The organism is Actinoplanes ianthinogenes, assembly GCF_018324205.1.
GTDB lineage: Bacteria > Actinomycetota > Actinomycetes > Mycobacteriales > Micromonosporaceae > Actinoplanes > Actinoplanes ianthinogenes.
Genome location: NZ_AP023356.1, coordinates 867,187 through 890,595 on the forward strand (window position 1 = coordinate 867,187; position 23,409 = coordinate 890,595).

Annotated in this window: 23 protein-coding genes; 9 read left to right on the forward strand and 14 right to left on the reverse strand. The window is 70.7% G+C overall.

Annotated elements, in window-relative coordinates; genetic code table 11:
* Positions 1 to 4 precede the first annotated feature (4 nt).
* Both Aiant_RS04025 and Aiant_RS04030 read left to right on the forward strand, forming a co-directional pair.
* On the forward strand, positions 5 to 397 hold the full coding sequence (locus tag Aiant_RS04025; RefSeq protein WP_189330997.1) for a hypothetical protein: 393 nt from the start codon (positions 5 to 7) through the stop codon (positions 395 to 397).
* A gap of 8 nt (positions 398 to 405) precedes the next feature.
* Entirely contained in the window at positions 406 to 843 is a 438-nt protein-coding gene (locus Aiant_RS04030; protein WP_189330998.1) for an MmcQ/YjbR family DNA-binding protein, read from the forward strand.
* Here the strand turns inward: Aiant_RS04030 and Aiant_RS04035 are convergent.
* Genes Aiant_RS04035 through glgA form a run of 5 tightly spaced genes read right to left on the reverse strand, consistent with a single transcriptional unit; the run spans position 799 to position 5,002 of the window.
* A complete protein-coding gene (locus Aiant_RS04035; protein ID WP_189330999.1) occupies positions 799 to 1,137 on the reverse strand; it encodes a hypothetical protein in 339 nt (112 codons plus the stop codon). The two genes, Aiant_RS04030 and Aiant_RS04035, sit on opposite strands and share 45 nt — an antisense overlap.
* On the reverse strand, positions 1,134 to 1,409 hold the full coding sequence (locus tag Aiant_RS04040) for a hypothetical protein (protein ID WP_189331000.1): 276 nt from the start codon (positions 1,407 to 1,409) through the stop codon (positions 1,134 to 1,136). Before Aiant_RS04040 ends, Aiant_RS04035 begins: the two co-directional genes overlap by 4 nt.
* A 23-nt stretch (positions 1,410 to 1,432) precedes the next feature.
* Entirely contained in the window at positions 1,433 to 2,170 is a 738-nt protein-coding gene (locus tag Aiant_RS04045; RefSeq protein WP_189331001.1) for an alpha/beta fold hydrolase, read from the reverse strand.
* Positions 2,171 to 2,213: 43 nt separating this feature from the next.
* Complete coding sequence (locus tag Aiant_RS04050; RefSeq protein ID WP_189331002.1) at positions 2,214 to 3,818, reverse strand: glycoside hydrolase family 10-like protein; 1,605 nt, start codon at positions 3,816 to 3,818, stop codon at positions 2,214 to 2,216.
* Positions 3,815 to 5,002 (reverse strand): glycogen synthase, encoded by a 1,188-nt coding sequence (glgA, locus tag Aiant_RS04055; RefSeq protein ID WP_229830067.1) that lies wholly within the window; start codon positions 5,000 to 5,002, stop codon positions 3,815 to 3,817. The genes Aiant_RS04050 and glgA overlap by 4 nt, the downstream gene beginning before the upstream one ends.
* A gap of 81 nt (positions 5,003 to 5,083) precedes the next feature.
* On the opposite strand from glgA, the gene Aiant_RS04060 reads away from it, so the two are divergent.
* From Aiant_RS04060 to Aiant_RS04075, 4 genes are all read left to right on the forward strand, one after another.
* The gene (locus tag Aiant_RS04060; RefSeq protein WP_189331003.1) at positions 5,084 to 7,228 is read left to right on the forward strand and encodes a putative bifunctional diguanylate cyclase/phosphodiesterase; all 2,145 of its coding nucleotides are present in this window, start codon (positions 5,084 to 5,086) and stop codon (positions 7,226 to 7,228) included.
* Positions 7,229 to 7,286: 58 nt separating this feature from the next.
* Positions 7,287 to 8,519: a glucose-1-phosphate adenylyltransferase gene (gene glgC, locus Aiant_RS04065; RefSeq protein ID WP_189331004.1), complete on the forward strand. Its 1,233-nt coding sequence runs from the start codon at positions 7,287 to 7,289 to the stop codon at positions 8,517 to 8,519.
* A gap of 29 nt (positions 8,520 to 8,548) precedes the next feature.
* A complete protein-coding gene (locus Aiant_RS04070) occupies positions 8,549 to 10,756 on the forward strand; it encodes a putative bifunctional diguanylate cyclase/phosphodiesterase (RefSeq protein WP_229830069.1) in 2,208 nt (735 codons plus the stop codon).
* A 557-nt stretch (positions 10,757 to 11,313) separates the two neighbouring features.
* Positions 11,314 to 11,712 carry a YunG family protein gene (locus Aiant_RS04075; protein WP_189331272.1) on the forward strand — a complete coding sequence of 133 codons (399 nt, stop codon included), beginning with the start codon at positions 11,314 to 11,316 and terminating at the stop codon, positions 11,710 to 11,712.
* 48 nt (positions 11,713 to 11,760) lie between these two features.
* On the opposite strand, the gene Aiant_RS04080 is transcribed toward Aiant_RS04075, so the two are convergent.
* From Aiant_RS04080 to Aiant_RS04100, 5 genes are all read right to left on the reverse strand, one after another.
* Entirely contained in the window at positions 11,761 to 12,744 is a 984-nt protein-coding gene (locus Aiant_RS04080; protein WP_189331005.1) for an AraC family transcriptional regulator, read from the reverse strand.
* Between the two features lie 9 nt (positions 12,745 to 12,753).
* On the reverse strand, positions 12,754 to 13,131 hold the full coding sequence (locus Aiant_RS04085) for a phospholipase (RefSeq protein ID WP_189331006.1): 378 nt from the start codon (positions 13,129 to 13,131) through the stop codon (positions 12,754 to 12,756).
* Positions 13,128 to 14,519 carry a DUF4331 domain-containing protein gene (locus Aiant_RS04090; protein ID WP_189331007.1) on the reverse strand — a complete coding sequence of 464 codons (1,392 nt, stop codon included), beginning with the start codon at positions 14,517 to 14,519 and terminating at the stop codon, positions 13,128 to 13,130. Before Aiant_RS04090 ends, Aiant_RS04085 begins: the two co-directional genes overlap by 4 nt.
* Positions 14,520 to 14,539: 20 nt before the next feature.
* Positions 14,540 to 14,815, reverse strand: a complete 276-nt coding sequence (locus tag Aiant_RS04095) for a hypothetical protein (protein ID WP_189331008.1) — start codon at positions 14,813 to 14,815, stop codon at positions 14,540 to 14,542.
* A gap of 105 nt (positions 14,816 to 14,920) precedes the next feature.
* Positions 14,921 to 15,814, reverse strand: a complete 894-nt coding sequence (locus Aiant_RS04100; RefSeq protein ID WP_189331009.1) for a lytic polysaccharide monooxygenase — start codon at positions 15,812 to 15,814, stop codon at positions 14,921 to 14,923.
* A 135-nt stretch (positions 15,815 to 15,949) separates the two neighbouring features.
* Between Aiant_RS04100 and Aiant_RS04105 the strand changes: the two genes are divergently transcribed.
* Positions 15,950 to 16,318, forward strand: coding sequence for an FKBP-type peptidyl-prolyl cis-trans isomerase (locus Aiant_RS04105; RefSeq protein ID WP_189331010.1), 369 nt, complete (start codon positions 15,950 to 15,952; stop codon positions 16,316 to 16,318).
* Here the strand turns inward: Aiant_RS04105 and Aiant_RS04110 are convergent.
* The 3 genes from Aiant_RS04110 to Aiant_RS04120 all read right to left on the reverse strand — a co-directional run bounded on the left by Aiant_RS04110 (position 16,266) and on the right by Aiant_RS04120 (position 18,194).
* Complete coding sequence (locus Aiant_RS04110; protein WP_189331011.1) at positions 16,266 to 16,943, reverse strand: hypothetical protein; 678 nt, start codon at positions 16,941 to 16,943, stop codon at positions 16,266 to 16,268. The genes Aiant_RS04105 and Aiant_RS04110 overlap by 53 nt on opposite strands.
* 81 nt (positions 16,944 to 17,024) lie before the next feature.
* Positions 17,025 to 17,909 carry a hypothetical protein gene (locus Aiant_RS04115; RefSeq protein ID WP_189331012.1) on the reverse strand — a complete coding sequence of 295 codons (885 nt, stop codon included), beginning with the start codon at positions 17,907 to 17,909 and terminating at the stop codon, positions 17,025 to 17,027.
* Between the two features lie 75 nt (positions 17,910 to 17,984).
* A complete protein-coding gene (locus Aiant_RS04120) occupies positions 17,985 to 18,194 on the reverse strand; it encodes an RNA-binding S4 domain-containing protein (protein WP_189331013.1) in 210 nt (69 codons plus the stop codon).
* Between the two features lie 1,504 nt (positions 18,195 to 19,698).
* On the opposite strand from Aiant_RS04120, the gene Aiant_RS04125 reads away from it, so the two are divergent.
* Positions 19,699 to 20,511: a DUF1775 domain-containing protein gene (locus Aiant_RS04125; protein ID WP_189331014.1), complete on the forward strand. Its 813-nt coding sequence runs from the start codon at positions 19,699 to 19,701 to the stop codon at positions 20,509 to 20,511.
* Between the two features lie 208 nt (positions 20,512 to 20,719).
* On the opposite strand, the gene Aiant_RS04130 is transcribed toward Aiant_RS04125, so the two are convergent.
* On the reverse strand, positions 20,720 to 21,658 hold the full coding sequence (locus Aiant_RS04130; protein WP_189331015.1) for a DHH family phosphoesterase: 939 nt from the start codon (positions 21,656 to 21,658) through the stop codon (positions 20,720 to 20,722).
* A gap of 223 nt (positions 21,659 to 21,881) precedes the next feature.
* Here Aiant_RS04130 and zwf point away from each other — a divergent pair, with 223 nt between their 5' ends.
* Complete coding sequence (gene zwf / locus Aiant_RS04135) at positions 21,882 to 23,372, forward strand: glucose-6-phosphate dehydrogenase (RefSeq protein WP_189331016.1); 1,491 nt, start codon at positions 21,882 to 21,884, stop codon at positions 23,370 to 23,372.
* The last annotated feature ends 37 nt before the right edge of the window (positions 23,373 to 23,409 follow it).

A 23,409-nucleotide genomic window follows, 5' to 3' on the forward strand; every position in this document is an offset into this window, starting at 1 on the left:
TCCCATGAGCACGATCATCACGTTCTACACCGCCGCGAACGACGACGCCGCCGAGGACGACGGCCCCGGCCGGGACGCGGTCGAGTTCCGCGACTTCGACGTCTTCGCATCGCTGGAGGAGTGGGAGAGCCTGTTGCTCGACCGGACCGGCGACGCGATCGCCGGCCCGGAGCAGGTGAACGACGAGGAGTCCCCGCTGATCCTGGGTTTCCTGCCGAAGCTCACCGCCGCTCTGGCCCGCGCCGACGCCGCCACCCTGCGCGACCTGACCGCGCGGTGGATCGCCGCCCGGGCCGCCGACGGCGAGACCCTCGACCCTTCGCTGGCCCGCAAGATCCTTGGCGCGGTGACCACCCTGGCCCGCTCCCGCCGCCGCCTGTACTGCCAGGTCGCCTGACCCCGGCCATGGACAGGCCGGCCCGGATCACGGACGTGCACGAGCTCGCGCTCGGCATGCCGCACGTCACGGTCGAGCACGCCATCGACAATCCGGTCTATCAGGTGGGCGGGAAATCGTTCGTCTTCTTCCGCAATCCGCGGCCGGACGCGGTCGACCCGGAGACCGGCGAGCGGTACACCGACGTCATCGTCTTCTGGGTCGAGTCGGAGGCGGACAAGCAGGCCCTGATCCAGGATCCGGCCACCCCGTTCTTCACCACCGCCCACTTCGACGGCCACCCGTCGGTCCTGCTGCGAGCCTCCCGGGTCGGCGAGCTGACCCGGGCCGAGCTGGCCGAGATCGTTCAGGATGCCTGGCTGTCCCGCGCCTCGGCGCGCCGCGCGGCCGCCTGGCTGCGGTCACGCGACGTGGCGGGCGGGGCGGAGCAGGGTCAGGGCACGTAGCGCCTCGGCACGGGAGATGGGCTGGTCGTCGTCGGCCTGGACGGCCAGCGCCATCTCGATCGCCTGCCGGATCCACGCCGTCTTGGGCAGGTCGGCGGCCTTGGCCGCGGCGGCGACGGACTGGTCGAGGTCGACCGGCAGGCGCAGCGAGCGGACCACCATGACCGGTGTGCCGGCCGGGGGCAGCGAGTCCAGCAGGGCCTGCTCGTCGCGCGGCCCGTGCGGGGGCTCGAAGGAGAGTCCCGTCATGAACTCGGCGAGCTCCTCAGGGGTCTGCGGCACGTCGTGACTCATTGCGTCTCCTCCCACCGGCTGAACTCAATCAGCTCCTTGTCCGCCATGTCCCGCGCTCCGATGATCTTCCAGGTGTATCCGGCGGTGTGGTAGACCGCGACGATCAGCGGCCGACCGGACGCCGTGCGGCTCCACACGGTGAGAACCGGGACGCCGGTGGCGCTGACCGCCCGCCGCGGCCAGCGACGGCGGGCCTCCAGCGCCTGACGCACCTCGTGCTGCTCGATGCCGAGCAGGGCGGCCAGCGCCCAGTCGTCCCACTCGTACGGCATTGTCGAAGCGTACTACGCACGTATTACGCGCGCGAAGCCTCGTGCAGGATCCGCGCCAGCTCCGCCGGGCGGCTGAGCATCGGCCAGTGCCAGGTCGGCAGCTCCGCGAACCGCCACGCGTCGCCGGCCAGGTGCCGGCACAGCGGCACGGTGGCGGCCATCGCGCGGGCCTGCTCGGTGGTGAAGCTGGACAGCACGCCCAGGCGCGGCAGCTTCTCCCACGCACCGGTGAGCCGGACCGGGGTGGTCGCGCTCGCCCACGGATGCGCCACCGACCGCTCGTCGAGCAGCGCGACGATCTCCTCGCCCACCCCCGCGGCGGCCGCCAGCTCGGCCCACGGCGGGGGCGGCAACCGCCAGCCGTCCCCGTGCTCGGCGACCAGCGCCGCGTTGCGCTCCCGGTCCTGGGGCGTGCCGAACTCGTCGTTGGCCACCCCGTCCGGCAGCGGGCCGGTGTCGACGAAGACCAGCTGGGCGATCCGGTCGGTCATCCGATCGGCGGCGGCCGTGGTGACGACCGCGCCGGCGTAGCTGTGCCCGACGAGGACGACGTCGTGCAGGTCCTCGTAACGCAGCAGGTTCACCACGTCGGTGACGTGGACGTCGAGATCGGTGTCCGGGCGGCCCAGGTGGGCACGCTCGCCGAGACCGGTCAGGCTCAGCGGGTACACCTCGTGGCCGTGCCCGCGCAGCGCCTCGGCAACGCCGCGCCAGGCCCACGCGCCCAGCCAGAATCCGGGTACCAGTACGTATGTCGTCATGCCGCCGACGCTACGGTCGCCTCAGGTCAGTTCCTGTCCTGAATCAGGCCGGCGGGCTGAGCGCGCTCTCGTTGCCGCCCCGGTCCAGGGTGCTCAGGCAGTAGGTGGCCTTCGCGACCGGCTTCGGGTCGGCGATCTCGGCGCCGACGTGCCCGGTGGCGACCAGGGTGGCCGGACCACCGGTGGTCCGGTACAGCGCCCAGTTCGCCGTCGAGACGCCGGACGCGGTCAGCACCAGCCGCCCGTTCTCGGTCCGCCTGGCCCCGGTGAGCCGCGGCGTCGGCGGCGCCGTCGCGGTCAGCCGGGCCAGCCGGGGCAGCAGCGCCGGGGTCGCGTAGTGCGCCTTCCGGTACCGGCTGACCGCACCCAGCCTGTCCCCGCGGACCTGCGCGGCGCTGAAGTGAATCTCGCCCTGGACGCCGTACTTGCGGTTCAGCGCCATCTCCCGGTCGAGCATGCCTGGATCGCTCCAGTCGCCCTTCTCACCGACCCGGTAATCCGCCATGCCGATGTAGAGCTGGACCTTGGTGCCTTTCACCGTCTGCACCCACCACGGCAGCGCCTTGGTGTAATCCGCCTTGTCGAACCCGATGGTCCAGTACAGCTGCGGCACGATGTAGTCGAGCCAGCCCTCACGGACCCATTTCCGGGTGTCGGCGTAGATCGCGTCGTAGCTCTCCAGGCCGTTGGTGGCGGAGCCGCCGGAGTCCGACGACTTGTTGCGCCAGATCCCGAACGGGCTGATCCCGAACTTCACCCACGGCTTGAGCTGCTGGAGCCGCTCGTGCATCTCGCGGACCAGCGTGTTCACGTTCTCCCGGCGCCAGTCCGCCTTCGATTTCCCCAACCCGTATTTTTTGTACGACGCCCCGTCCGGAAAATCCTGTCCCTCCTCCGGATAGGGGTAGAAGAAGTCGTCGAAGTGCACGCCATCGACGTCGTACTTCTGCACCGCCTCGAGCATCGAGTCCTCGACGAACTTGCGGGCCTCGGGAATGCCCGGGTCGAAGTAGAACCGCCCGTTCTTCCCGGTCGGGTACGCGATCCGCCACTGCGGGTGCAGTCGCAGCGGGTGGTTCGGCGCCAGCTTGGCCGCGTCGGTCCCGGAGCCACCCCCGGGCGCCGGCTGGGTGCCCCGGTACGGGTTGAACCAGGCGTGGAACTCCAGCCCCCGGGCGTGCGCCTCGGCGACCATGAACGCCATCGGGTCCCACCCCGGCGACTTCCCGTCGAACCGGCCGGTCAGCCAGTTCGACCAGGGCGCGTAGGCGGACGGCCAGAACGCGTCACCGCTGGGCCGCACGTGTACGAAGATCGCGTTGTGGTGCTGCGCGACCGCCACGTCGAGCCACTTCAGGTACTCGGCCTTGACCTGCGCCTGGCTCAGCCCCGGCTTGCTGGGGAAGTCCAGGTTGTAGACCGTGGTCAGCCACATGCCGCGCAGCTCCCGCGGCGCCTGGACCGGCTGCCCGGCGCACTGCCCCGGGGTGCCGGCCACCGGCTGCTCCCGGTTCGCCGCCAGGGGCAGCGACCCGGCGGCGGGCTCGGTGTAGAACGCGGCCCGGACCAGCCCGGCGCCGATCGCCAGCGCGGCGATCAGCACCACCGACAACAGCAGTCCCAGCCGGAGGCGTTGCGCGGTGCTCAAAGCACCGACCGGTAGACGTTCAGCGTGTCCTCGGCGATCCGGGCCCAGCTGAAGTGCTCGACGGCGCGGCGGCGACCGGCCTTGCCCATCCGCTCGGCGAGCTGCGGGTCGGTGAGCACCCGGGTCAGCGTGGCGGCCAGGTCGGCGACGAACTTCTCCGGGTGCACCGGCGTGCCGGTGCCGTCCTCGACCTGCTCGATCGGGACCAGCAGGCCGGTCTCGCCGTCCGCGACCACCTCGGGGATGCCGCCGGTGGCGGTGGCGACGACCGCGGTCTCGCAGGCCATCGCCTCCAGGTTGACGATGCCCATCGGCTCGTAGATCGACGGGCAGACGAAGACGGTGGCGTGCGTGAGCACCTGGATGACCTCGTGCTTGGGCAGCATCTCCTGCACCCAGATCACGCCGCTGCGGACCTCTTGCAACCCGGCCGCGAGCTCGGCGACCTCGGCGGCGATCTCCGGGGTGTCGGGCGCACCGGCCAGCAGGACGATCTGGGCGTCGGCGGGCAGGTCGTGGCAGGCCCGCATGAGGTAGGGCAGGCCCTTCTGCCGGGTGATCCGGCCCACGAAGACGACACTCGGCCGGCTCCGGTCGATGCCGAGCCGGTCGACCACATCGGTCCCGTGGTCCGGCGAGTACAGCTCGGTGTCGATGCCGTTGTAGACCACGTGGATCCTGTCGGGGTCGACCGACGGGTACGCCTTCAGCACGTCCCGCCGCATCCCGCCGGACACCGCGACGACGGCGTCGGCCGCCTCGATCGCGGTCCGCTCGCAGAACGACGACAGGGCATAACCCCCGCCGAGCTGCTCCGCCTTCCACGGGCGCAGCGGCTCCAGGCTGTGCGTGGTCACCACGTGCGGGATGCCGTGCAGCAGTTTCGCGGTGTGCCCGGCGAAGTTGGCATACCAGGTGTGGCTGTGCACGAGGTTCGCACCCGCGCAGCCGGACGCCATGGCGAGGTTCACCCCCATGGTGCGCAGCGCGGGGTTCGCCCCGGCCAGCTCGGCGGGCTCCGGGTACGCCGTGACGCCCTCCTCGGAGCGGGCCGCGCCGAAGCAGTGCACCCGCACGTCGGCGAGCCGCCGCAGGTCCCTGGTCAGGTATTCCAGGTGCACACCGGCGCCGCCGTACACCTCCGGCGGGTATTCACGGGTCAGGAGGTCCACACGCAGAGCCACGCAACGGAGGATAGCCGACTGCAACGTGATGCGACCGGGTCGCGCACCCGGATGGCAACCGTTCGAGGCTCCAATGGCCAGGTGCAGATCCGGAGCAGCAGCGTGGCGTGGTGGTGCGCCCTCGCCGTCGGCGTGGTGGCGGTCACCGCCGCGCAGCTGCTCGGCGCACCCGGCCCGGTCTTCTTCGCGATCCAGCTGGCCGGCGTCGCGCTCACCCTGCGGCGCCGCACGCATCCCGGCTGGTTGCTGCTGGCCGGGGCGCACACCGCCGGCGTGCTCGCGGCCGCGTTCTGGACGCTGGGCCCGGTCACCCCGAGCAACACGCCGCAGGGCCTCACCCTGATCCCGCTCTACGCGCTGGCCACCGCCGGGACCATGCTGCTCACCCGGCGCCGGCGGCGCACCACCAGCCGGGCCGAGCTCGGCGTCGAGGCCGGCGCGGTGGTTCTCGGGCTGGCCATGCTGTCCTGGTCGTTCGTGGTGCTGCCGTACCTCGGTGCGCCCGGCTACCAGCAGGTGAGCAACGCGCTGGCGGGGCTCTACGCGCTGGTCGACCTGATCCTGCTGGTCGCCGTGCTGCGCATCCGGTCCTGGCTGCTGCGCGGCTCCGGGGCGCTCCTGCTCGGCGCGCACCTGCTGTACGCCGCCACCGACGGCGCCGGCACCGCGCCCTTCCTGCCCGGCGGCACGTCGTTCCTGCTGATCCAGTACGCCGGGGTGGTGGCCACCGCCGCCGCGCTGCACCCGGGAGCGGCCCGGCTGGGCGGGACCGAGCCGCGCCCCGGGCGGAACAAGCTGGCCGGGATCGTGGCCACCGCGATCGTCGGCCCGCTGCTGCCGGTGGTCAGCCGGCCCGGCGACCCGCTCGCGTACATTCCGGCGCTGCTCACCGCGGCGCTCTGCGGGCTGCTGGTGCTGCGTATCTGGCTGCTGGCCCGGGACGCCGGCGAGCGGGCCGCCGCGCTGCGCTCCGCCATGGACGAGCAGGCGGCGTTGCAGCGGCGGCTGGCGTACCGGGCCGGGCACGACGCGCTGACCGGGCTGGCCAACCGGGAGCTGCTGCTCGAGCACGTCGACCGGGCCCGCTGCCTGCTGCTCTGTTCCCTGGACGGGTTCAAGGAGGTCAATGACACCTATGGGCATCAGGTCGGCGACGAGGTGCTGCGCCGGCTGGCCGGGCGGCTGCTGCTGTTCGCCCCGGAGGCGGTCCTGGTGGCGCGGCTCGGCGGGGACGAGTTCGGACTGTTGCTGACCGATCCGGATCAGGCGGAGGAGTTGGCCGGGCGGGTGCTGGAGACGGTGAGCCGGGTGCCGGTGACGGTGGGCGAGCGGCGGATCCACCTGACGGCCAGTGTGGGGCTGGCGGACGGCGTACCGGAAAATCTCCTGGGCGATGCGGACCTCGCGCTGCGAGCGGCCAAATTGGCGGGTGGCGCCCGCCTTGCTCGCTTCGACGACTCGTTGCGCGCCCAGCAGAGCGAGCGGGCCCGGATCGCCGCCGGGCTGCGCCAGGGGCTGGCCGACGGATCGCTGTTCCTGCACTACCAGCCGGTGGTGGACCCGGCGACCGGCCGGATGACCGGTGTGGAGGCGCTGATGCGCTGGCGGCGCGACGGCGAGCTGGTGCCGCCCGCGGTCTTCATCCCGGTGGCCGAGCAGACCGGCCTGATCGGTCAGCTCGGCGAGCTGGCGCTGCGGCTGGCCTGCACGCGGGCCGCGCCGTGGTACCGGCGGCACGGGATCTACGTGACCGTGAACGTCTCCACCCATCAGCTGCGCGACCCGGGCTTCGCCGGCACCGTGCTGGGCATCCTGGCCGAGACCGGGATGCCGGGCGCCGGACTGGTCCTGGAGATCACCGAGTCGGTGCTGATCGACGCGGCCGACACCCCGGTGCTCGGGACGCTGCGTGAGCACGGCATCCGGATCGCCATCGACGACTTCGGCACCGGGTACTCGTCGCTGGCCTACCTGCGCCGGCTGCCGGTGGACATCCTGAAGATCGACCGATCGTTCATCGACGACGTCAGCTTCACCCGGGCCATCCTGCAACTGGCGCAGAGCCAGGACCTGGTCACGGTGGCCGAGGGGGTGGAGACCGCGACCCAGGCGGACCAGCTCAGAGAGCTGCGCTGCGATCTCGTGCAGGGGTACCATTTCGGGCGGCCGACCGACGCGGAGATCATCGAGTCATTGATTCGAGAGAGCAGCGCCACTGCGGCTTAACCAAACTTCGCAACACTTTGGGTGGCGAACGGCAGGCGGGAATATTAGCGTTCTTGCCATGGCTGTCAAGGTGCTTGCGATCGTCCTGGCCGGTGGAGAAGGCAAGCGCCTGATGCCCCTGACGGCGGACCGGGCCAAGCCCGGTGTGCCGTTCGGCGGCATCTACCGGATGATCGATTTCGTCCTCTCCAACCTCGCCAACGCCGGATATCTCAAGATCGTCGTGCTGACGCAGTACAAGTCGCACTCGCTCGACCGGCACATCTCCAAGACCTGGCGGATGTCGACCCTGCTGGGCAACTACGTCACACCCGTCCCGGCCCAGCAGCGGCTCGGCCCGCGCTGGTTCGCCGGCTCCGCCGACGCGATCTACCAGAGCCTCAACCTGATCAACGACGAGTCCCCGGACTACGTGATCGTCTTCGGCGCCGACCACATCTACCGGATGGACCCGAAGCAGATGGTCAACGACCACATCGCCTCGGGCGCCGCGGTCACCGTCGCCGGGATCCGCCAGCCGCTCTCGCTCGCCGACCAGTTCGGCGTGATCGAGGTCGGTCCGGACGGTCGCAAGATCTCCGCCTTCCGGGAGAAACCGCGGGATGCGGTCGGTCTGGCCGACTCCCCCGACGAGGTCTACGCGTCGATGGGCAACTACGTCTTCACCACCCGCGCCCTCTGCGAGGCCGTGACCGCCGACGCGGAGAACCCGGACAGCAAGCACGACATGGGCGGCAACATCATCCCGATGCTGGTCGAGCGCGGCGAGGCGAACGTCTACGACTTCCGCGACAACGACGTGCCCGGCGCGACCGATCGCGATCGCGGCTACTGGCGCGACGTGGGCACGCTCGACTCGTTCTACGAGGCGCACATGGACCTGATCGCCACCCTGCCGATCTTCAATCTGTACAACCACGAGTGGCCGATCTTCACGAACTACGGCTCGTGGCCGCCGGCCAAGTTCGTGCACGGCTACGACGACCGGCAGGGCCGCGCCATCGACTCGATGATCTCCCCCGGCGTGGTCGTGTCCGGCGCCCTGGTCGAGCGGTCGGTCATCTCGCCGAACGTGCGGGTCAACTCGTGGGCGCACGTGGACGGCGCGGTGTTGATGGAGGGCGTCTCGGTGGGCCGTCGCGCGGTCATCCGCAACGCCATCATCGACAAGAACGTGAACATTCCCGAGGGCGCGCAGATCGGGGTCGATCTCGACCGGGACCGCAAGCTCTACACCGTCAGCGACAACGGCATCGTGGTGATCGGGAAGAACCAGCGCGTCGAGCTTTGATCCGGGCCGCCGGTGCCGATATCGGAGATGTGAGGGACAACCTCGCCCGGGCGGCGTGGCTGCTCGTGGCGGGCAGCGTGCCCGCCGCCGCCCTGATGGTGGCCGGCGGTCACGGTGTCGCCTCGGCCGTGTACCTGATCGGGGTCCTGGTCTGTGTCCTGGCCGGCGGCGCCGGGATCCGGCACAACCTGACGACCGGCCACCGGCGTCCCTGGCTCCTGCTGCTGGGCGCGCAGGCGGTGTCACTGATCGGCGAGTCCAGCCGGATGCTCCTGCACCTCGTGCTGCTGCCGAACCTGGGACTGCTGCTCAGCTACCTGCTGCTCGCCGCCGGCGTGCTCGACCTGCTGCGGCGCAGCCGGGCCGCCGACGACGAACCGGCCCGGGTCGACGCGGTTCTTCTCGGCGTCGGATCGGCGCTGGTGGTGTGGTCGCTGTGGATCGAGCCGTGGATCGCCGGTGACGACACGCACTGGCAGAACCTGGTCGCCGCGGCGCTGCCGATGGTGACCGCGGCCCTGGTGGTGATCGTGCTGCCGATGCTGCTGCTGGGCCGGGCCGGCACCCCGGCACTGTGGTTCTTCACCGGCAGCGGCCTGGCGCTGCTGACCGCCGACGTCGTGCTGGCCGTCCGCGGCTGGTTCCCCACCGGGCCACATGCGATCCCGCTGCACGTGGTGGGCGCGATCTCGTTGCTCGCCTACGCCGCGAACTCGGCGTGCATGCTGCACCCCACCGTGGCGGTGCTCACCCGCCAGGTCGAGGGCCGGTCCCGGCGGCTGCGGGCGTCCCGGACCGCGGCGATCGCCGCCGCGCTGTGCGCGCCGACCGTGCTGACCGTGGTGGCGCCGCCGACGACCACCCGGTTCGCCCTGGTCCGGGCGGTGCTCTCGATCGCGCTGATCGCCACCGCGGTGTCCCGCATCGTCCGCTCGAACAACTCCCGGGACCGCGCCGAACGGCAGGCCCGCTGGCAGGCCGATCACGACGCGCTGACCGGGCTGCCGAACCGCGACCTGCTCGTCGCCACGATCGCCGGCTGGCCGGCGGTCAGCGTGCTCTACCTGGACCTGGACCGGTTCCAGCTGATCAACGACCACTGGGGGCACGAGGTCGGCGACGAGTTGCTCCGGGCGGTGGCCGGCCGAATCCGCGCCGAGGTCCACGCCGAGGACCTGGTCTGCCGGGTCGGCGGCGACGAGTTCATCGTGGCGGTCGCCGCTGCCCCGCCGCCGCGGGCCGGGAGCGATGCGGAGGCGCTGGCCGCGCGGCTGCTCACGGTGCTGGCCGCGCCGGTGCCCCTCTCGGTCGGCGCGGTCGACGTCACCGCCTCGATCGGCATCGCCCACTCCCCCGGCCGCCCCGACCCGGTGGAGCTGCTCCGCGACGCCGACACCGCGGCATACCGCGCCAAGGACGCCGGCCGCAACCGCGCGGCCGTCTTCGACCCGGTCCTGCGCGAGCGGGTACGCACCCGGATGGCGCTGGAGCAGGCCCTGCGCGGCGCCCTCGCCAACGGCGAGCTCGACGTGCACTACCAGCCGATCATCGACCTGCGCACCGGACGGGTGGACGGCTACGAGGCGCTGATGCGCTGGACCCATCCCTCGCTGGGCGCGGTCTCCCCGGTCGACTTCATCCCGGTCGCCGAGGACACCGGACTGATCGTCCCGGCCGGCGCCTGGCTGCTGGAGGAGGCCGCCACCCGGCTCGTCCACTGGCGGACCACCGATGCCACCCTGCACGTCTCGGTGAACCTGGCCGTCCGCCAACTGCTCGAACCGGGCCTGCCCGACCGCGTCCGCGACATCCTCGCCCGCACCGGGCTGCCCCCGGCCGGCCTCTGGCTGGAGGTCACCGAGTCCGGGCTGATGACCGATCTGGACACCTGCCTGGACGTGCTCTACCAGCTGCGGGCCCTCGGGGTCACGCTCTGCATCGACGACTTCGGCACCGGCTACTCGTCCCTGAGCTACCTGCAACGGCTCCCGGTCGCCATCGTGAAGGTCGACCGGGCCTTCATCGCGGGGGTCGGGGAGGGTGGGGCCAACGAGTCGATCGTCCGGGCGGTGCTCGCCATGTCGCAGGCTCTGGGGCACCGGGTGGTCGCCGAGGGCGTCGAGACAGCGGTGCAACGGGACTGGCTGCACGCCAGCGGCTGCGATTTCGGGCAGGGGTGGCTCTTCGGCAGGCCCCAGCCCGCCGACGCCGTCCGCCGGCCCGCCGAGGTCCGCTGATTCCCGATCAACACCCGCTTTCGGTACGTCCGGAGCACCCCCGCCGTGCGGAAAGTCGCCTCCGCCACTCACCGCCGTGGCGCGCCCCAGGCCCCGGCTGGGTTCTGTCGGAAACCGGCCGAGACACCTGGCCGGACCACAAGAAACCGCGGGCAAGACCTGGGCCGGCTTCGGGCCTTGCCTCGGCACCGGCGAGACACCCCTCCGGACCAGCCGAGACCGTGCGGCTCGCTCGGGCAAGCCTCGGTGGTGGCAGGACAGCTCTCGGACCAGCCCCGGACCGCGCACTCCTCGGACGTGGGGCGGTGTGGGGGTTTGGGCGGACCACCGGGAGGGGCGGATCAGCCCGGATGCGGCCTCGCGGTGGTGAGGTCGCAGCGGCCTGGCGTCGGCGGCGGGACGGGGCAGCGCGGTTGGGGCGGTGTCGGGCGTACCGAAGGAAGGGTTTGGTCTTGACTCTCCCGTGGGCCGCGGGAGGTGGTCTTGGCTCTCCGATCGGTCGCGAAAGCTGGACTTGACTCTCCAGCTTGTCGAGGGTGGAGGGTGGACTGGTGACGATGACGGATGTGGACAGGATCGGGCCGGTGCTGCGGAGTGCGTGGGGGCGCGACACGTGTGATCCGCATGATCTGGCGGACTGGACTCCGGCGAATCCGGCTCGGGGGCAGTGCGGGGTGACGGCGCTGGTCGTGCGGGAGTTGCTGGGTGGGGAGCTGGTGCTCGGCGAGGTGTTCGTGGGTGAGGACAAGGTGGGGCATCACTACTGGAACAGGCTGCCCGACGGGCGGGAGGTCGATTTCACGGCTGATCAGTTCCGGCCGGACGAGGTGGTGACCGGTGGGCGGGTTCAGGAGGTTCCGCCCGGGGCGCCGCAGCGGTGCCGGGGGCAGTATCAACTGCTGCGGGAGCGCGTGTTTGCCCAGCTCGGCGAGGGGAGGGAGGCTGCGGCCGGCTGAGCGGCCGACGCTTCAGGGGTGGTCGCGGCGGGCCAGGACGCGGGTGTGTCAGGGGTGATCGCGGAGGGTGGTTGACGGGGGGACGCCGAAGCGGGCTCGGTAGGCGCCGGCGAAGCGGCCGAGGTGGGTGAATCCCCAGCGATAGGCGATGTCGCTGACGCTGGTGACGCTCGGGTCGGCGCGGGACAGCTCGGCGTGCACGTTGTCCAGGCGCAGCCGGCGCAGGTAGGTCATCGGGGACATGCCGACGTGCTGGCGGAAGGCGTCCTGGAGGACGCGGACACCGACGCCGGCGACCGCGGCCAGCTCACGCGTCGTGTACGGGCGCCACGGCTCGGCGTGCATGACGTCGAGCGCGCGCTTGACGGTGCGCGGGCGGTGCGGGCCCTGGAGCCCGGCCGGCTCCTCGCCGTAGGGGTGCTCGACGGTCAGGGCCAGGCCACTCACCACCATGTCGCGCCAGCGCGCGGCCATCCGCGGCTGGGTGGCCAGGCCCTCCGGGGCGCGCAGCTCGGACAGCAGCAGCCGGACCAGCGCCACCCAGGTCCGGCCCGGGCCGTCGACCAGGTCGAAGCTGGCGCCCAGCGGCATCGGTGAGACGACCCGTTGGTCCAGCGCGGCGTCCAATTCGCGTTCCAGGGCGCCGCGCTCCACCTTGACGCTGAGCAGCCGGCAGGAGCCGGGCCAGTCCAGCTCGATGTCGCCGGTCGGGCGGTAAACCGCGGCCCGGGTCGGGTCGGCGAGCACCACGGTGCCGCGGTGCCGGGACCGGAGCACGCCGGTCAGCGGCACCAGCACGTGGTACGCCGTCTCCAGGGCGCCGATCGCGACCCGGATGTCGGTGCCGTACCCGACCTCGCCGACGGTGATCGGCCCGAGCTCCACCACGTCGGCGCTGAAGTCGAACCGGCCGGGGTCACCGACCGGGTCGATCCGCAGCGGCTCGTAGTAGACCTTGCGGCAGAACGCGCGGGCCTCCTCCACGTCGGTGGTGCGCAACGCGACGTGGATCGGGACATCACCGCCCGTCATGGCTACACCCTAGACCGAGAGGAGCGTCCTCCCGGGGATCGCGTGCTCCGGCCAGGTGAACTCGGCGACGTGTCCACCGTGCACCAGCACCTCGGCCAGCGGGTCCGGTCCGTCGGCCCAGACCGCGTACCGGCCCTCGGGCAGGCTGTCGATCACGACGCAGTAGGTGACGCCGCCGCGGACGTACCGGGCCCGGACCGCGGCGTGCTGCCGCTGGTCCGGCGCGCCCGCCGGGCTGATCTCGATCTCGTGCCCGTGCTCCCGGGCCGAGGTGTGGATGATCAGCGCGCCGATCCCGCCGCCGATGTTCAGCATCACGGTGCCCTGCCCGGACGGGGCGAGCGTGTGGTGGTGGTGATGATGACCGTGTCCGTGATCGTGGCTCATGCCGGCACCGAGAATCCGTCGAAGGGAGTACCCAGGTAGGGGAAGTGCTTGAGCAGCCCGGCGCTCGCGTCCTTGATGCTCAGGCCCTGCTCGACCAGGGCCGCCGCGGCGTCCGGGGTGAACTTCTTGTCGACCAGCGGCACGGTGACCCCGGCGATGGCCCGCAGCGAGATGGAGACGACGTCGTCGGCGATCCGGCGGCCGTTGGGGAAGCCTGCCACGTCACCGCCCACCACGCCGAACTTGTTCGGCTTCGCGGCCGGCGGGATCGCGGTGTTCAGCCGCAGCATGTCGGCCTGCAGCGCGCCGGTGTTGTTCTGGAAGCCGTCGATCAGCCCGGCCGGGATGCCGGTCAGCAGGATGGCGAGCAGGTCGGCCCGGTCCTTGCCGGCCTTGTTCAGGTCGGCGAGCTTGTCGAACAGGCCCGGGTAGAGCACCGGCAGCAGCGACGCCAGCTCCGGCTTGGCGACGAACTCGGCGAACTTCTTGTCCTCGCTCGGCGGCAGGCTGTTCCACTTGTCCTTCTGCGCCATCGGCACGATGACCTCGTTGAACAGCGGGTTGCCCAGCCGCGACACCTGCACCTGCGGGCCGACGTAGACCTCGCCGCTCTTGCTGTCGCCGCGCACCTGCACCTGACGGCGGCTGGCCGAGGTCCACACCCCGATCACCGCGCCGGCGTCGGTGGCCTTGACCCGCTTCTTGCCGTCCCGGCGGACCATGTGCAGCGGGATCTGCACCGCGATGCTGTGCACGTTGGTCTGGTCGGTCGCGTTGACCGCCTTGCCGGCGTAGTTGAACAGCTTCTGGCCGACCAGGTGCTTGTCCTGGAACGGGCGCAGCGTGCCCAGGTCGAAGATGGCGCCCAGGTCGACGAAGAACGCGTCGGCGCGCTGCCCGGCGAAGACCTTCTCACCGGTCTTCAGCTTGTGCACGGCGTCCTTGGCGAGACCCTCGTAGTCGGCGATCGAGATCTTGCCGACGTTGCACGGCGGGCAGGGCAGCTTCTTGGCGAGCACGGTGCTCTTGCCGTGGCTGTCGACCTTGGTCACCGAGAAGAACTGCCGGCGGTTCCAGTTCTCACTGTCCAGCGATTCGATCGGCCCGGTGTTGTACAGGAAGGTCTTGTCATTGCGCAGTTCAGTGACGAACCGGAACTGATAGGTGATGTCCGGGCGGGCATCGCCGTTCGCGTCGATGTGGATTTCGTAGAGCACGTCGTCGCCGAACTCGAAGAAGTTCGGGCCGCTCGCCGGAATCTGCAAGGGCACGTAGTTCGCGATGATGGTGACCGTATCCGGGTCGTCGGGGCTGACGAACGCGTACAGGTCGGAACTGTCGGCGACCGGGTCCTTGCTGATTTCCGGCGCTTCGCGGTGAGAAGACATTCTGTCGTGATCCTCTTCGGTTAGCGGCCGGCGTGCTTGAGCAGCTGGGCAGCGAGCTTCTTGTCGGTGACGGTCTTTTTGGAATCGCCGGAGAAGAGGTCGATGGTCCCCTTCTTGGCGTCCCGCACCGAGACGATCAGCGGTGAGTTGTTGGCCGACGTGGTCTCGTTCTCACCGGCCAGGGAGAGTCCGGCGACGGAAACGGCCGAGACTCCGACACCGGCGGCGGTGAGCGCCAGCATCCGGCGGCGGTTGAACCGCGGGAACGCCTGGGCACGGTAGCGACTACGACTCATGCTGGGCCTTTCGTCTGTTGGGGGGCCGGACGGGCGTTGCATTGTCGACGCCGGTGATTACGGGATTGGAGATCGAGGAGTTCAAAACTTTTTTCCAGGGATCTCTCAGGGGCGGCGGCGACGGCGTCCTAGCAGGGCAATTACGCCGGCGATCACCGCAGCGCCGAGGGCGCCGGCGATCAGCCAGTGGCCGACGTCGGTGGAGTCCTGACTCGTGGCGGCGGCCAGCACCGGTTCGGCGGACGTCTCCGCCGCTGTGGGGGCCGTCTCCGCCGGGGCGGGGGTCGTCCTGTCGGGAGTCGCGGGCGCCTTGGTCGTGATCGGGGCCGCCTTCGTGGTTGCCGCCTTGGCCGGCGCCGTGGTCGGCGCCGCGGTCGGCGCCTTGGTTGCGGCCGCCGGGAACACCAGGTCGGAGCAGGAGTAATAGGTGTCCGGGGTGCTGGACGTCTCCCACACGACATAGAGCATGTGCCGCCCGGCCCGCTCCGGCAGTGTCACCTTCATCCGGTACGCGCCCCCGGTCAGCGGCGGGTCGGTGAACGACGCCAGGGGCTTGCTGCCCAGGTCGTCCCAGCGCAGCCGCTCCGATGGGTCGTATCCGGGCTTGGTCAGGAAAATCCGGAACTCTCCCTGGTGCGGGATGGTCCCCCGGTAGGCGATCTTCAACGTCTGCCCGGACTTCACCTCCGTCGCCGGGAAGTCGTCGCGGGGCAGATCCAGGCCCCGATAGGCGTCCAGTCCCCCGCTGCACAGCTTCCCGTCCGGCACGACCTTCCGATCGTTGCCGTTCACGTTCGCGATCCGCAGGTTGTCGAACGCCCCGATGAACCCGCCGGTCGCGGCCTTGGCCGCCTTGCACGCCGGCGCGGAGGTCTGCGTCCCGTTCCCGGCGCAGGCCGCTGACCGGCTGATCGGCGTGGTCGGCGCGCCGTGGGCGTACACCGGCCCGGCCGGCACGACAATGGCCACGACGGCCGCCGCAACGATGAAGGTACGCACGGTGACTCCCCGGCGGATCACACGACCGGGACGTTCCCGGTCACCCGGGAGATACGGAGATCCGGCACCGCTCGTTCAGTGACCACCCGGCTGTGATTGCATGACCGAGTCCGGCAACACCAAACGGGAGGATTCATGAACAAGCCCGACGTCGGTCCCATCCCCGACGAAGCGCCCGCCGATCTCGTGATCGAGGACATCGTCGAGGGCACCGGCCCGGAGGCCAAGCCCGGCGAGTACGTCAGCGTCCACTACGTGGGCGTCGCCCAGTCGACGGGTAAGGAGTTCGACGCCTCCTACAACCGTGGCCAGGCGCTCGGTTTCCGGGTCGGCGGCCAGCAGGTCATCGCCGGCTGGGATCAGGGCGTGGCCGGGATGAAGGTGGGCGGCCGCCGCAAGCTGACCATCCCGCCGCACCTCGGTTACGGCTCGGCCGGCGCCGGTGGCGTGATCAAGCCGAACGAGACCCTGATCTTCGTGGTGGATCTGGTCGAGGTTCACTGAGCTCGGCGGCGGGCCTGTCGGACTCCTGGAGGAGACCGGACAGGCCCGCTGCCGCCTCTGCCTCGATCCGGGCGGCGAGGGCCTCGTCCTCGGCGAGCTTGGCCTCCTCGGTCAGCACCTCGGCGGCCACCTCGGCGACGTGCGCCGCCCGCCGCACCTCGACGGCCTCCTCCAAGGCGTTCTCATACCGCCGTTTCGCCGCCGCGACCTCCTCGTCGACCCGCTCCAGGGCCGACTCGTCCGGCCGGGTGTGCGACCAGATCCGGTTCAGCTGGTCGACCGAGAGGTCGCCGCGCCGGTAAGCCTCCAGCGCGGCCCGCTCCACCAGTTTCCGGCTCTCGTCGGCCGGGCCGGTCCACGCGTCCCATTTCGCCTGCTGATACCGCTGCTCGGCCTGGTCCCGCACGTCGGCCGCCTCGGTGGCCCGCTCCCGGGCCTCGTCGGCGGCCGCCACGGCGCGCTGCGCCGCGGCCCACACCTCGTCCGCGCCGCTCTCCAGCTCCGCGGCCTCAGTCGCCTCCGGCGGCGGCGGAACCGGCCTGCGCCGGCCCGAGACCACCGCCATCCCGCCAAGCGCCAGCACTGCGAACAGAATCAGCCCCAGCAGGATCTGGGCCGCATCCATCCCCGTTCCCCTCACGCCCTCCGACGTTAGTAGGAACGTGAGAGGACCGCACATGCGGTTCCCAAGGCTCGTCCAACGGGATCACTTGGCGTCCTTGAGGGCCGCGCAGCCGCCGGTCTCGTCGGGCAGCAGCGGCCGGAAGGTGACCTGCCACTGCTTGCCGCCGGACACCCACGGCGTCCGCATGTTCGCCTTGCCGGCCGCGGCCCACAGCTTGTCCTTGGCGGCGCCGTCGACCGAGACGCAGTGCGTGCCGGCGCTCAGCTCGGCGCCGGGCAGCGCCGGGCCGGGCCAGTCCTGCGGCTGCTGCTTGAGGCCGTCGTCGGAGGCCACGTACTCCTGGGCGAGCGCGGCGAGGCTGTCCGGCACGAAGGAGTCCGGGCCGTCGTCACCGGCGAAGGCGTTCAGCTCGTCGACGTAGGCGGCCAGCTTCTTGCGGGCGGCCTGCTGGGCGTTGCTCAGGTTCGGGTCGTCGGGCTGCGCCTGGTGCAGGGCGGTCACGCGTACCGTCTCGGTCTTGCCGCCCGAAGTGGCGGTGATCACCGTGTCCGGGATGTCGGCGACACCCGGGGCGCCGAGATCGTTCCCGGTTTTGACGCCGGCCGCGAGAGCGTCGGCGGCCCACTTGTTCGCCTGCTCCTTGGTGATCTTGCGAACCTGGAGGTTGGGCAGGGCCGGACCGGGCGCGATGGCGGGCACCGGCCCGTTGCTGATCACCCGCCCGTCGGCATAGACGGTGACGTCCGGCAGCCGGCCGTAGCGGTAGGAGGTCGGCACGAAGCCACCCTCCTGGGAGATGCGCACCAGCACGGTGGGGTCGCCTTTTCCGGCGGTGGCGCTTTCGGTGATCGGATCGGCGGCGGTGCCGGCCGAGCCGGCCGAGCCGGCCGAGTCCGGCCGGGCACAGCCGGCCATCAGGATCAGGGGGATGGCGGCGGCGGTCAGGAGACCGCGGGTTCGGGTCATGTTCGGTACGACGAAACGTCCGCTCCGCCGGTTCCGCCCGGTCCGAAGATTCCCGCCGAAAGAGTGGATCTTTGTTTAGGGGACGACCCGTGCCGAGCGGCCCTGGACGGTCACGACGTCGCCGGGGTGCAGCTGCCGGCCACGGCGGGTGTCGACCTCGCCGTTCACGGCGACGTCGCCGGAGGCGATGAGGATCTTGCCCTCGCCTCCGGTCTCGATGAGGTCGGCCAGCTTGAGAAACTGACCCAGCCGGATCATGTCACCGTCGATCGGCACGTCACGCATCGGCACATCATGCCACCAGCGTTTTCCGGGCCCGCCGGGCCCGCTCGGTTCGCCAGGGCTCCGCCCTTTTGGGTACGCCGAAAGCCGCGGTCCCGCTCGCGCACCGAGGCTTGCCGCTCCACCGGACGCCAGCGCGCCGGGTAGTCGGCCCCATCGCCCTGCCGCCCTACCGCCCTACCGCCCTACCGCCCCGCCACCGTGCGGCCCAGCACTCGGCCGCCCAGCACCCGGCCGCCCCGCGCCCCGCCATCCGGCTGCCCCGCCGCCCGGCCACCCCGCCGCCCAGCCACCCGGGCCACCCGGCAACCCGCCGCCCAGCCACCCGGGCCACCCGGCCATCCCGCCACCCGGCTGCCCCGCGCCCCGGCACCCGCCGCCCATCGCCTCGTCCGCTGGATCGCCCATCGGCAGCCGCTCACCTCGCCACCCGACACCTTATTTCCGACGCCAATTATTTCCCAAAATTTATTGCGGAAGAACGCTGTAAAGATCTTGCGGATGGCACGTTCCGGCACTGACGAGGTGGATTCGGAAGCGCGATAATCGATTCATGCAGCAGTTGTCGTTGTTCGGGAGGGCGGAACTCGCGAAGATGCGAGACCGCACTGCGGCACGCAATTATTCGCCGGTCAAGGACGCATTTCGGCGAGAGCACCAGCGGCGCCGGGCGGTGGGACTACGCCGCCGCCATGCCGAGAAGCTGCGGCGCCTGGGCTATGCCGACGCCGAGGCGATCGCCGCCGAGATGCACCGCCCACCCACAGCACGACCCGCCGCAGCGCCGTCGCCGCCGAGGCCAGCGGCCCCACGGCGACGATCGGACCCACCGCGACGAGCAGCATCATCGCGACCAGCGGCGTCACCCCGACCAGCGGCATCATTGCGACCAGCTGCATCAGCTTCCCGGACAAGCGTGCCGCAGTTGTCACGCGTGCCAAAGCCGCGACCGTCGCCGTCGCAACGGCCTACGCTGCCGTCACCCTCGCCGTCGGCGCTCGCGGTCGTGCCTTGGCGGCGGGCAAGGCGATTGGTCACCGTCGGATCGGTTCGCTGTGCGTTGCGGGTGCCTGCGGCCGAAGGTGGGAATTTCATGAATGAGGGTGGTCACTGTATAGCGACGGCCAAGGTGTCACTCAATGCTATCCCGGGCGACCGGATTCGCGGATCTCCCTGTCGGGGGCGGGACTAATAGCAATGGCGTCAATTCCGTTCTGGCTCGCCTCGTGTCGGACGGTGGCTGATGCTGGGCGGAATTCGCGACGGAGGACCCTGCCGAAAGGCGTCGATCGGCGGACCACGGACATGGCCCGACCTCGCGACGCGGACGGTGACGGCTCGCAACTTCCTTCCGGGCCGCCCTGTCTCGGTGTGCCCGAAGCCCGCCCCACCCTGCGCCACCTTCGCTCCGCCGCTGCCCGTGATGCCGCGCGCGAGGCCGGAGAAAAGTTTCTGTGTGGCGTTGAACCATCGGGGGCTGTGATCCGAACTAACTCCCGTGAGGTATTTGGGAACAGCACTGACCCTCGTGGCGACCGCGGGCGCACTCGGCGTGGCCGGTCCGGCCTTCGCCGACGTGACCATCAGCCCGTCCAGCGCGCCACAGGGCAGCGGCCAGAACCTGGCCTACCACGTGGTCAACGACGCGACTCAGCCGATCACTCGCGTGACGCTGCGGATTCCGGCGGACACCCCGATTGCTGAGGTCTATCCGCTGTCGGTGGATGACTGGGCGCCGCAGATCGAGTGGCAGGAGCTGTCGACGCCGCTCAAGACGATTCACAACGGCACGCCGGTGACCCAGGTACCCAAGTCGATCACCTGGATCGCGGTCGGCGGGAAGGCCATCGCGCCGGGTGGGGCCGCGGATCTGAGTGTGGCGGTCGGCCCGCTGCCTACGCTCAGTACGGTGCAGTTCACCCTGGTCGGGACGTATGCCGACGGGAAGACCGGTCCGGCCATGACGGCCGGGATGACACTGACACCGGATCCGGACGGAGCGGCGGCAGCGGCCGGGCATCACGGTGCGGCGGCGACCGAGGCGGCGTCCGATGAGGAGCAGCTGTTCGCGGACACGGTGGCGCAGGCCCAGGACGATGATCGGGGCGGTTCGGCGCTCGCGATGGGCGGCTGGGTGGTGGCCGCGCTGGCGCTGATCGGGGCCGGCTGGATGGTGCTGCGCAACCGGCACCGGGCCACGGAGCCCGACGAGCCGGGCGAGCCTGAGGAATCTCCGGCGCCGGAGGCAACGTCCGAGGCTCCGGAACCGTCTGAGGAGAAGGAGACCGTTTCGGCCAGCCGCTGGAGTTACCACGGCTGACGCAGACTCCCACGCAGGCAGGGTCCTGCAACGGGAAAACCTCACGCGGGTGGGCGTGAGGCGAGTCGCGGTTCGCGCGTGGGGCGCGAGTCACGACAGGCGGGTGGGGCCCCGGGCAAGGCCCATGATCCGCGCATCGGGCGGGCGGGAAGGTGACTTCCCGCCCGCGCGGTGCTTCACACCACGACGGCACGGCCCACCGGTCCGCTCAGACCGGAACGACCCGCTCGGTGCGGAGTGCGTCGATGATTTCGCGTTCCACCCGCTCCGACTCGTCGTGCGGGACCTGGCAGGTGCCGGCCGCGATGTGCCCGCCCCCGCCGTACCGCAGCATCACCTCACCGATGTCCACCGGCGAGCTGCGGTCGACGATCGACTTCCCGCAGGCGAACACCGTGTTCAACTTCTGCCGGCCCCAGATGATGTGCACCGAGACCCGGGCCTCCGGGTAGAGCGCGTAGACCATGAACCGGTTCCCCGCCTCGATCACCTCCTCGTCCCGCAGGTCCACGATGATCACGTCCCCGTCCAGGTGGGTGACCCGGTGCAGCTGCTCGACGAAGCGAGCCGAGCATTCGTGGAACAGGGTGGCCCGCTCGGCGACGTCCGGCAGGGCGAGGATCTCGTGCACGTCCTGGTGCTCGATGCACGCGTCGATCAGCTGCATCATCAGCTGGTAGTTCGAGATCCGGAAATTCCGGAATCGCCCCAGCCCGGTCCGGCTGTCCATCAGGAAGTTGAGCAGCGTCCACCCGGTCGGGCTCAGGATGTCGGTCAGCGAGTAGTCCGCCGAGTCCGCCTGGTCCACCGCGCGCATCAGGTCGTCCGACACCTTGGGAAAGCGCTGTTTGCCCCCGAAGTGCTCGTAGATGACCCGGGCCGCCGACGGCGCCTCGGCGTCGATGATGTGGTTGCTCCGATCACCCTCGTTCCGGATCGTCTCCGAGTGGTGGTGGTCGTAGACGAGGTGGGCCCGGCCGTCGTACGGCAGGTTGGTGAGGATGTCCCGCTCGGTGATGTCGACGGCGCCGTCCTGCACGTCCTTGGGGTGCACGAACATGATGTCGTCGATCATGTCGAGGTGCCGCAGCAGCACGGCGCAGACCAGGCCGTCGAAGTCGCTGCGGGTCACGAGCCGGTACTTCACGGGGTCCCCCTCGGTTGCCAGACCTTTGCGACCATTTTGCCACTTTTATCGCTTAGGTCGCCCCGATCGACGAAGCATCGAGCAAGCAGCACAGAACCAGCGAGGAAGCAGCGAGCGGGCAAGCCCATGTGCTGGGCGGCACACGTCGCGGTGAACCACGGGGGGTGCCCGCTGCGTAAGGTTCAAACGGACGGTAACAACCCGGTCGGAGGACACGGAGACGATGGACCAACCTCAGCTCATCCAGGAGCGCAGCGCGCCGCCGGCCACTCTGGTGATCTTCGGCGCCTCCGGTGACCTGACCCGCCGCAAGCTGCTGCCGGCGGTCGAGAGCCTGGCCCGCCACGGCCGCCTGCCGGACCAGTTCGCCCTGGTCGGCGTCGCCCGGACGCCGATGTCCGACGAGCAGTTCGCGGAGAGCGCCCTCGGCGGCCGCAGCCTGAGCGAGAAGCGACAGCTCGCCGGCGGCATCCGCTACGTGTCGGGCGGCTACGACGACCCGGAGACCTACAAGCGTCTGGCCGAGACGCTCGACGAGCTGGACGCGCAGCGCGGCACGTCCGGTAACCGGCTGTTCTACCTGTCGACCCCGGCCAACGCGTTCGAGCCGGTGATCTGCGGCCTCGCCGGCGCCGGGTTGAACCAGGCGGCCGAGGGCTCCTTCTCCCGCCTGGTCATCGAGAAGCCGTACGGCCGGGATCTGGCCACCGCTCGCGAGCTCGACGGCGTCGTGCACGCCGCCTTCGACGAGGCCAGCGTCTTCCGGATCGACCACTACCTGGGCAAGGACACCGTGCAGAACGTCCTGGCCCTCCGCTTCGCCAACTCGATCTTCCAGCCGATCTGGGACCGCTCCTGGGTCGACCACGTGCAGATCACGGTGGCCGAGACGCTCGGCGTCGGCACCCGCGGCGGGTTCTACGAGTCGGCCGGCGCGATGCGCGACATCGTGCAGAACCACGTTCTTCAGGTGCTCGCCCTGGCCCTGATGGAGCCGCCGGCGTCGTTCGGTGGTGAGGGCCTGCGCAGCGAGAAGGTGAAGCTGCTCCAGGCGATCCGGCTGCCCACCGACCGGGACATCGCCGACGCCGCGGTCCGCGGGCAGTACACGCGGGGCGGCACCCGCGAGGAGCTGATGGCCGGTTACCGCGAGGAGGTGGGCGTCGACCCGCTGTCGCGTACCGAGACCTACGCCGCGCTGCGCCTCAACGTGGACAACTGGCGCTGGGCGGGCGTGCCGTTCTACGTGCGCACCGGCAAGCGCCTGCCGGCCCGGGTCACGGAGGTCGCGCTGCAGTTCCAGCGCCCGCCGCACCTGCCGATCCCGACCAGCCAGCTCACCGAGCTGGACGCGGACGCCCTGGTGCTCCGCATCCAGCCGAACGAGGGCATTTCGCTGCGCTTCGGGGCGAAGGTGCCGGGCCACTCGTTCCGGGTGCGGACCGCCAGCATGGACTTCTCGTACGACCAGACCTTCGTGGAAGAGTCGCCGGAGGCGTACGAGCGTCTGCTGCTGGACGCGCTGGTGGGCGACGCGTCGCTGTTCATCCGCAGTGACGAGGTGGAGCAGTCGTGGCGGGTCGTCGACCCGATCATCGAGCACTGGGCGAACGACCGCTCCCCGATCCCGACCTACGAGGCCGCCTCGTGGGGTCCGGCCGACGCCGATCGCCTGATCGGGCGGAACGGCCGGAAATGGCGTAACTCGATCTGAGAACTGCGTCGGTGGGCGGGCTCGCATAGGGTTGTCA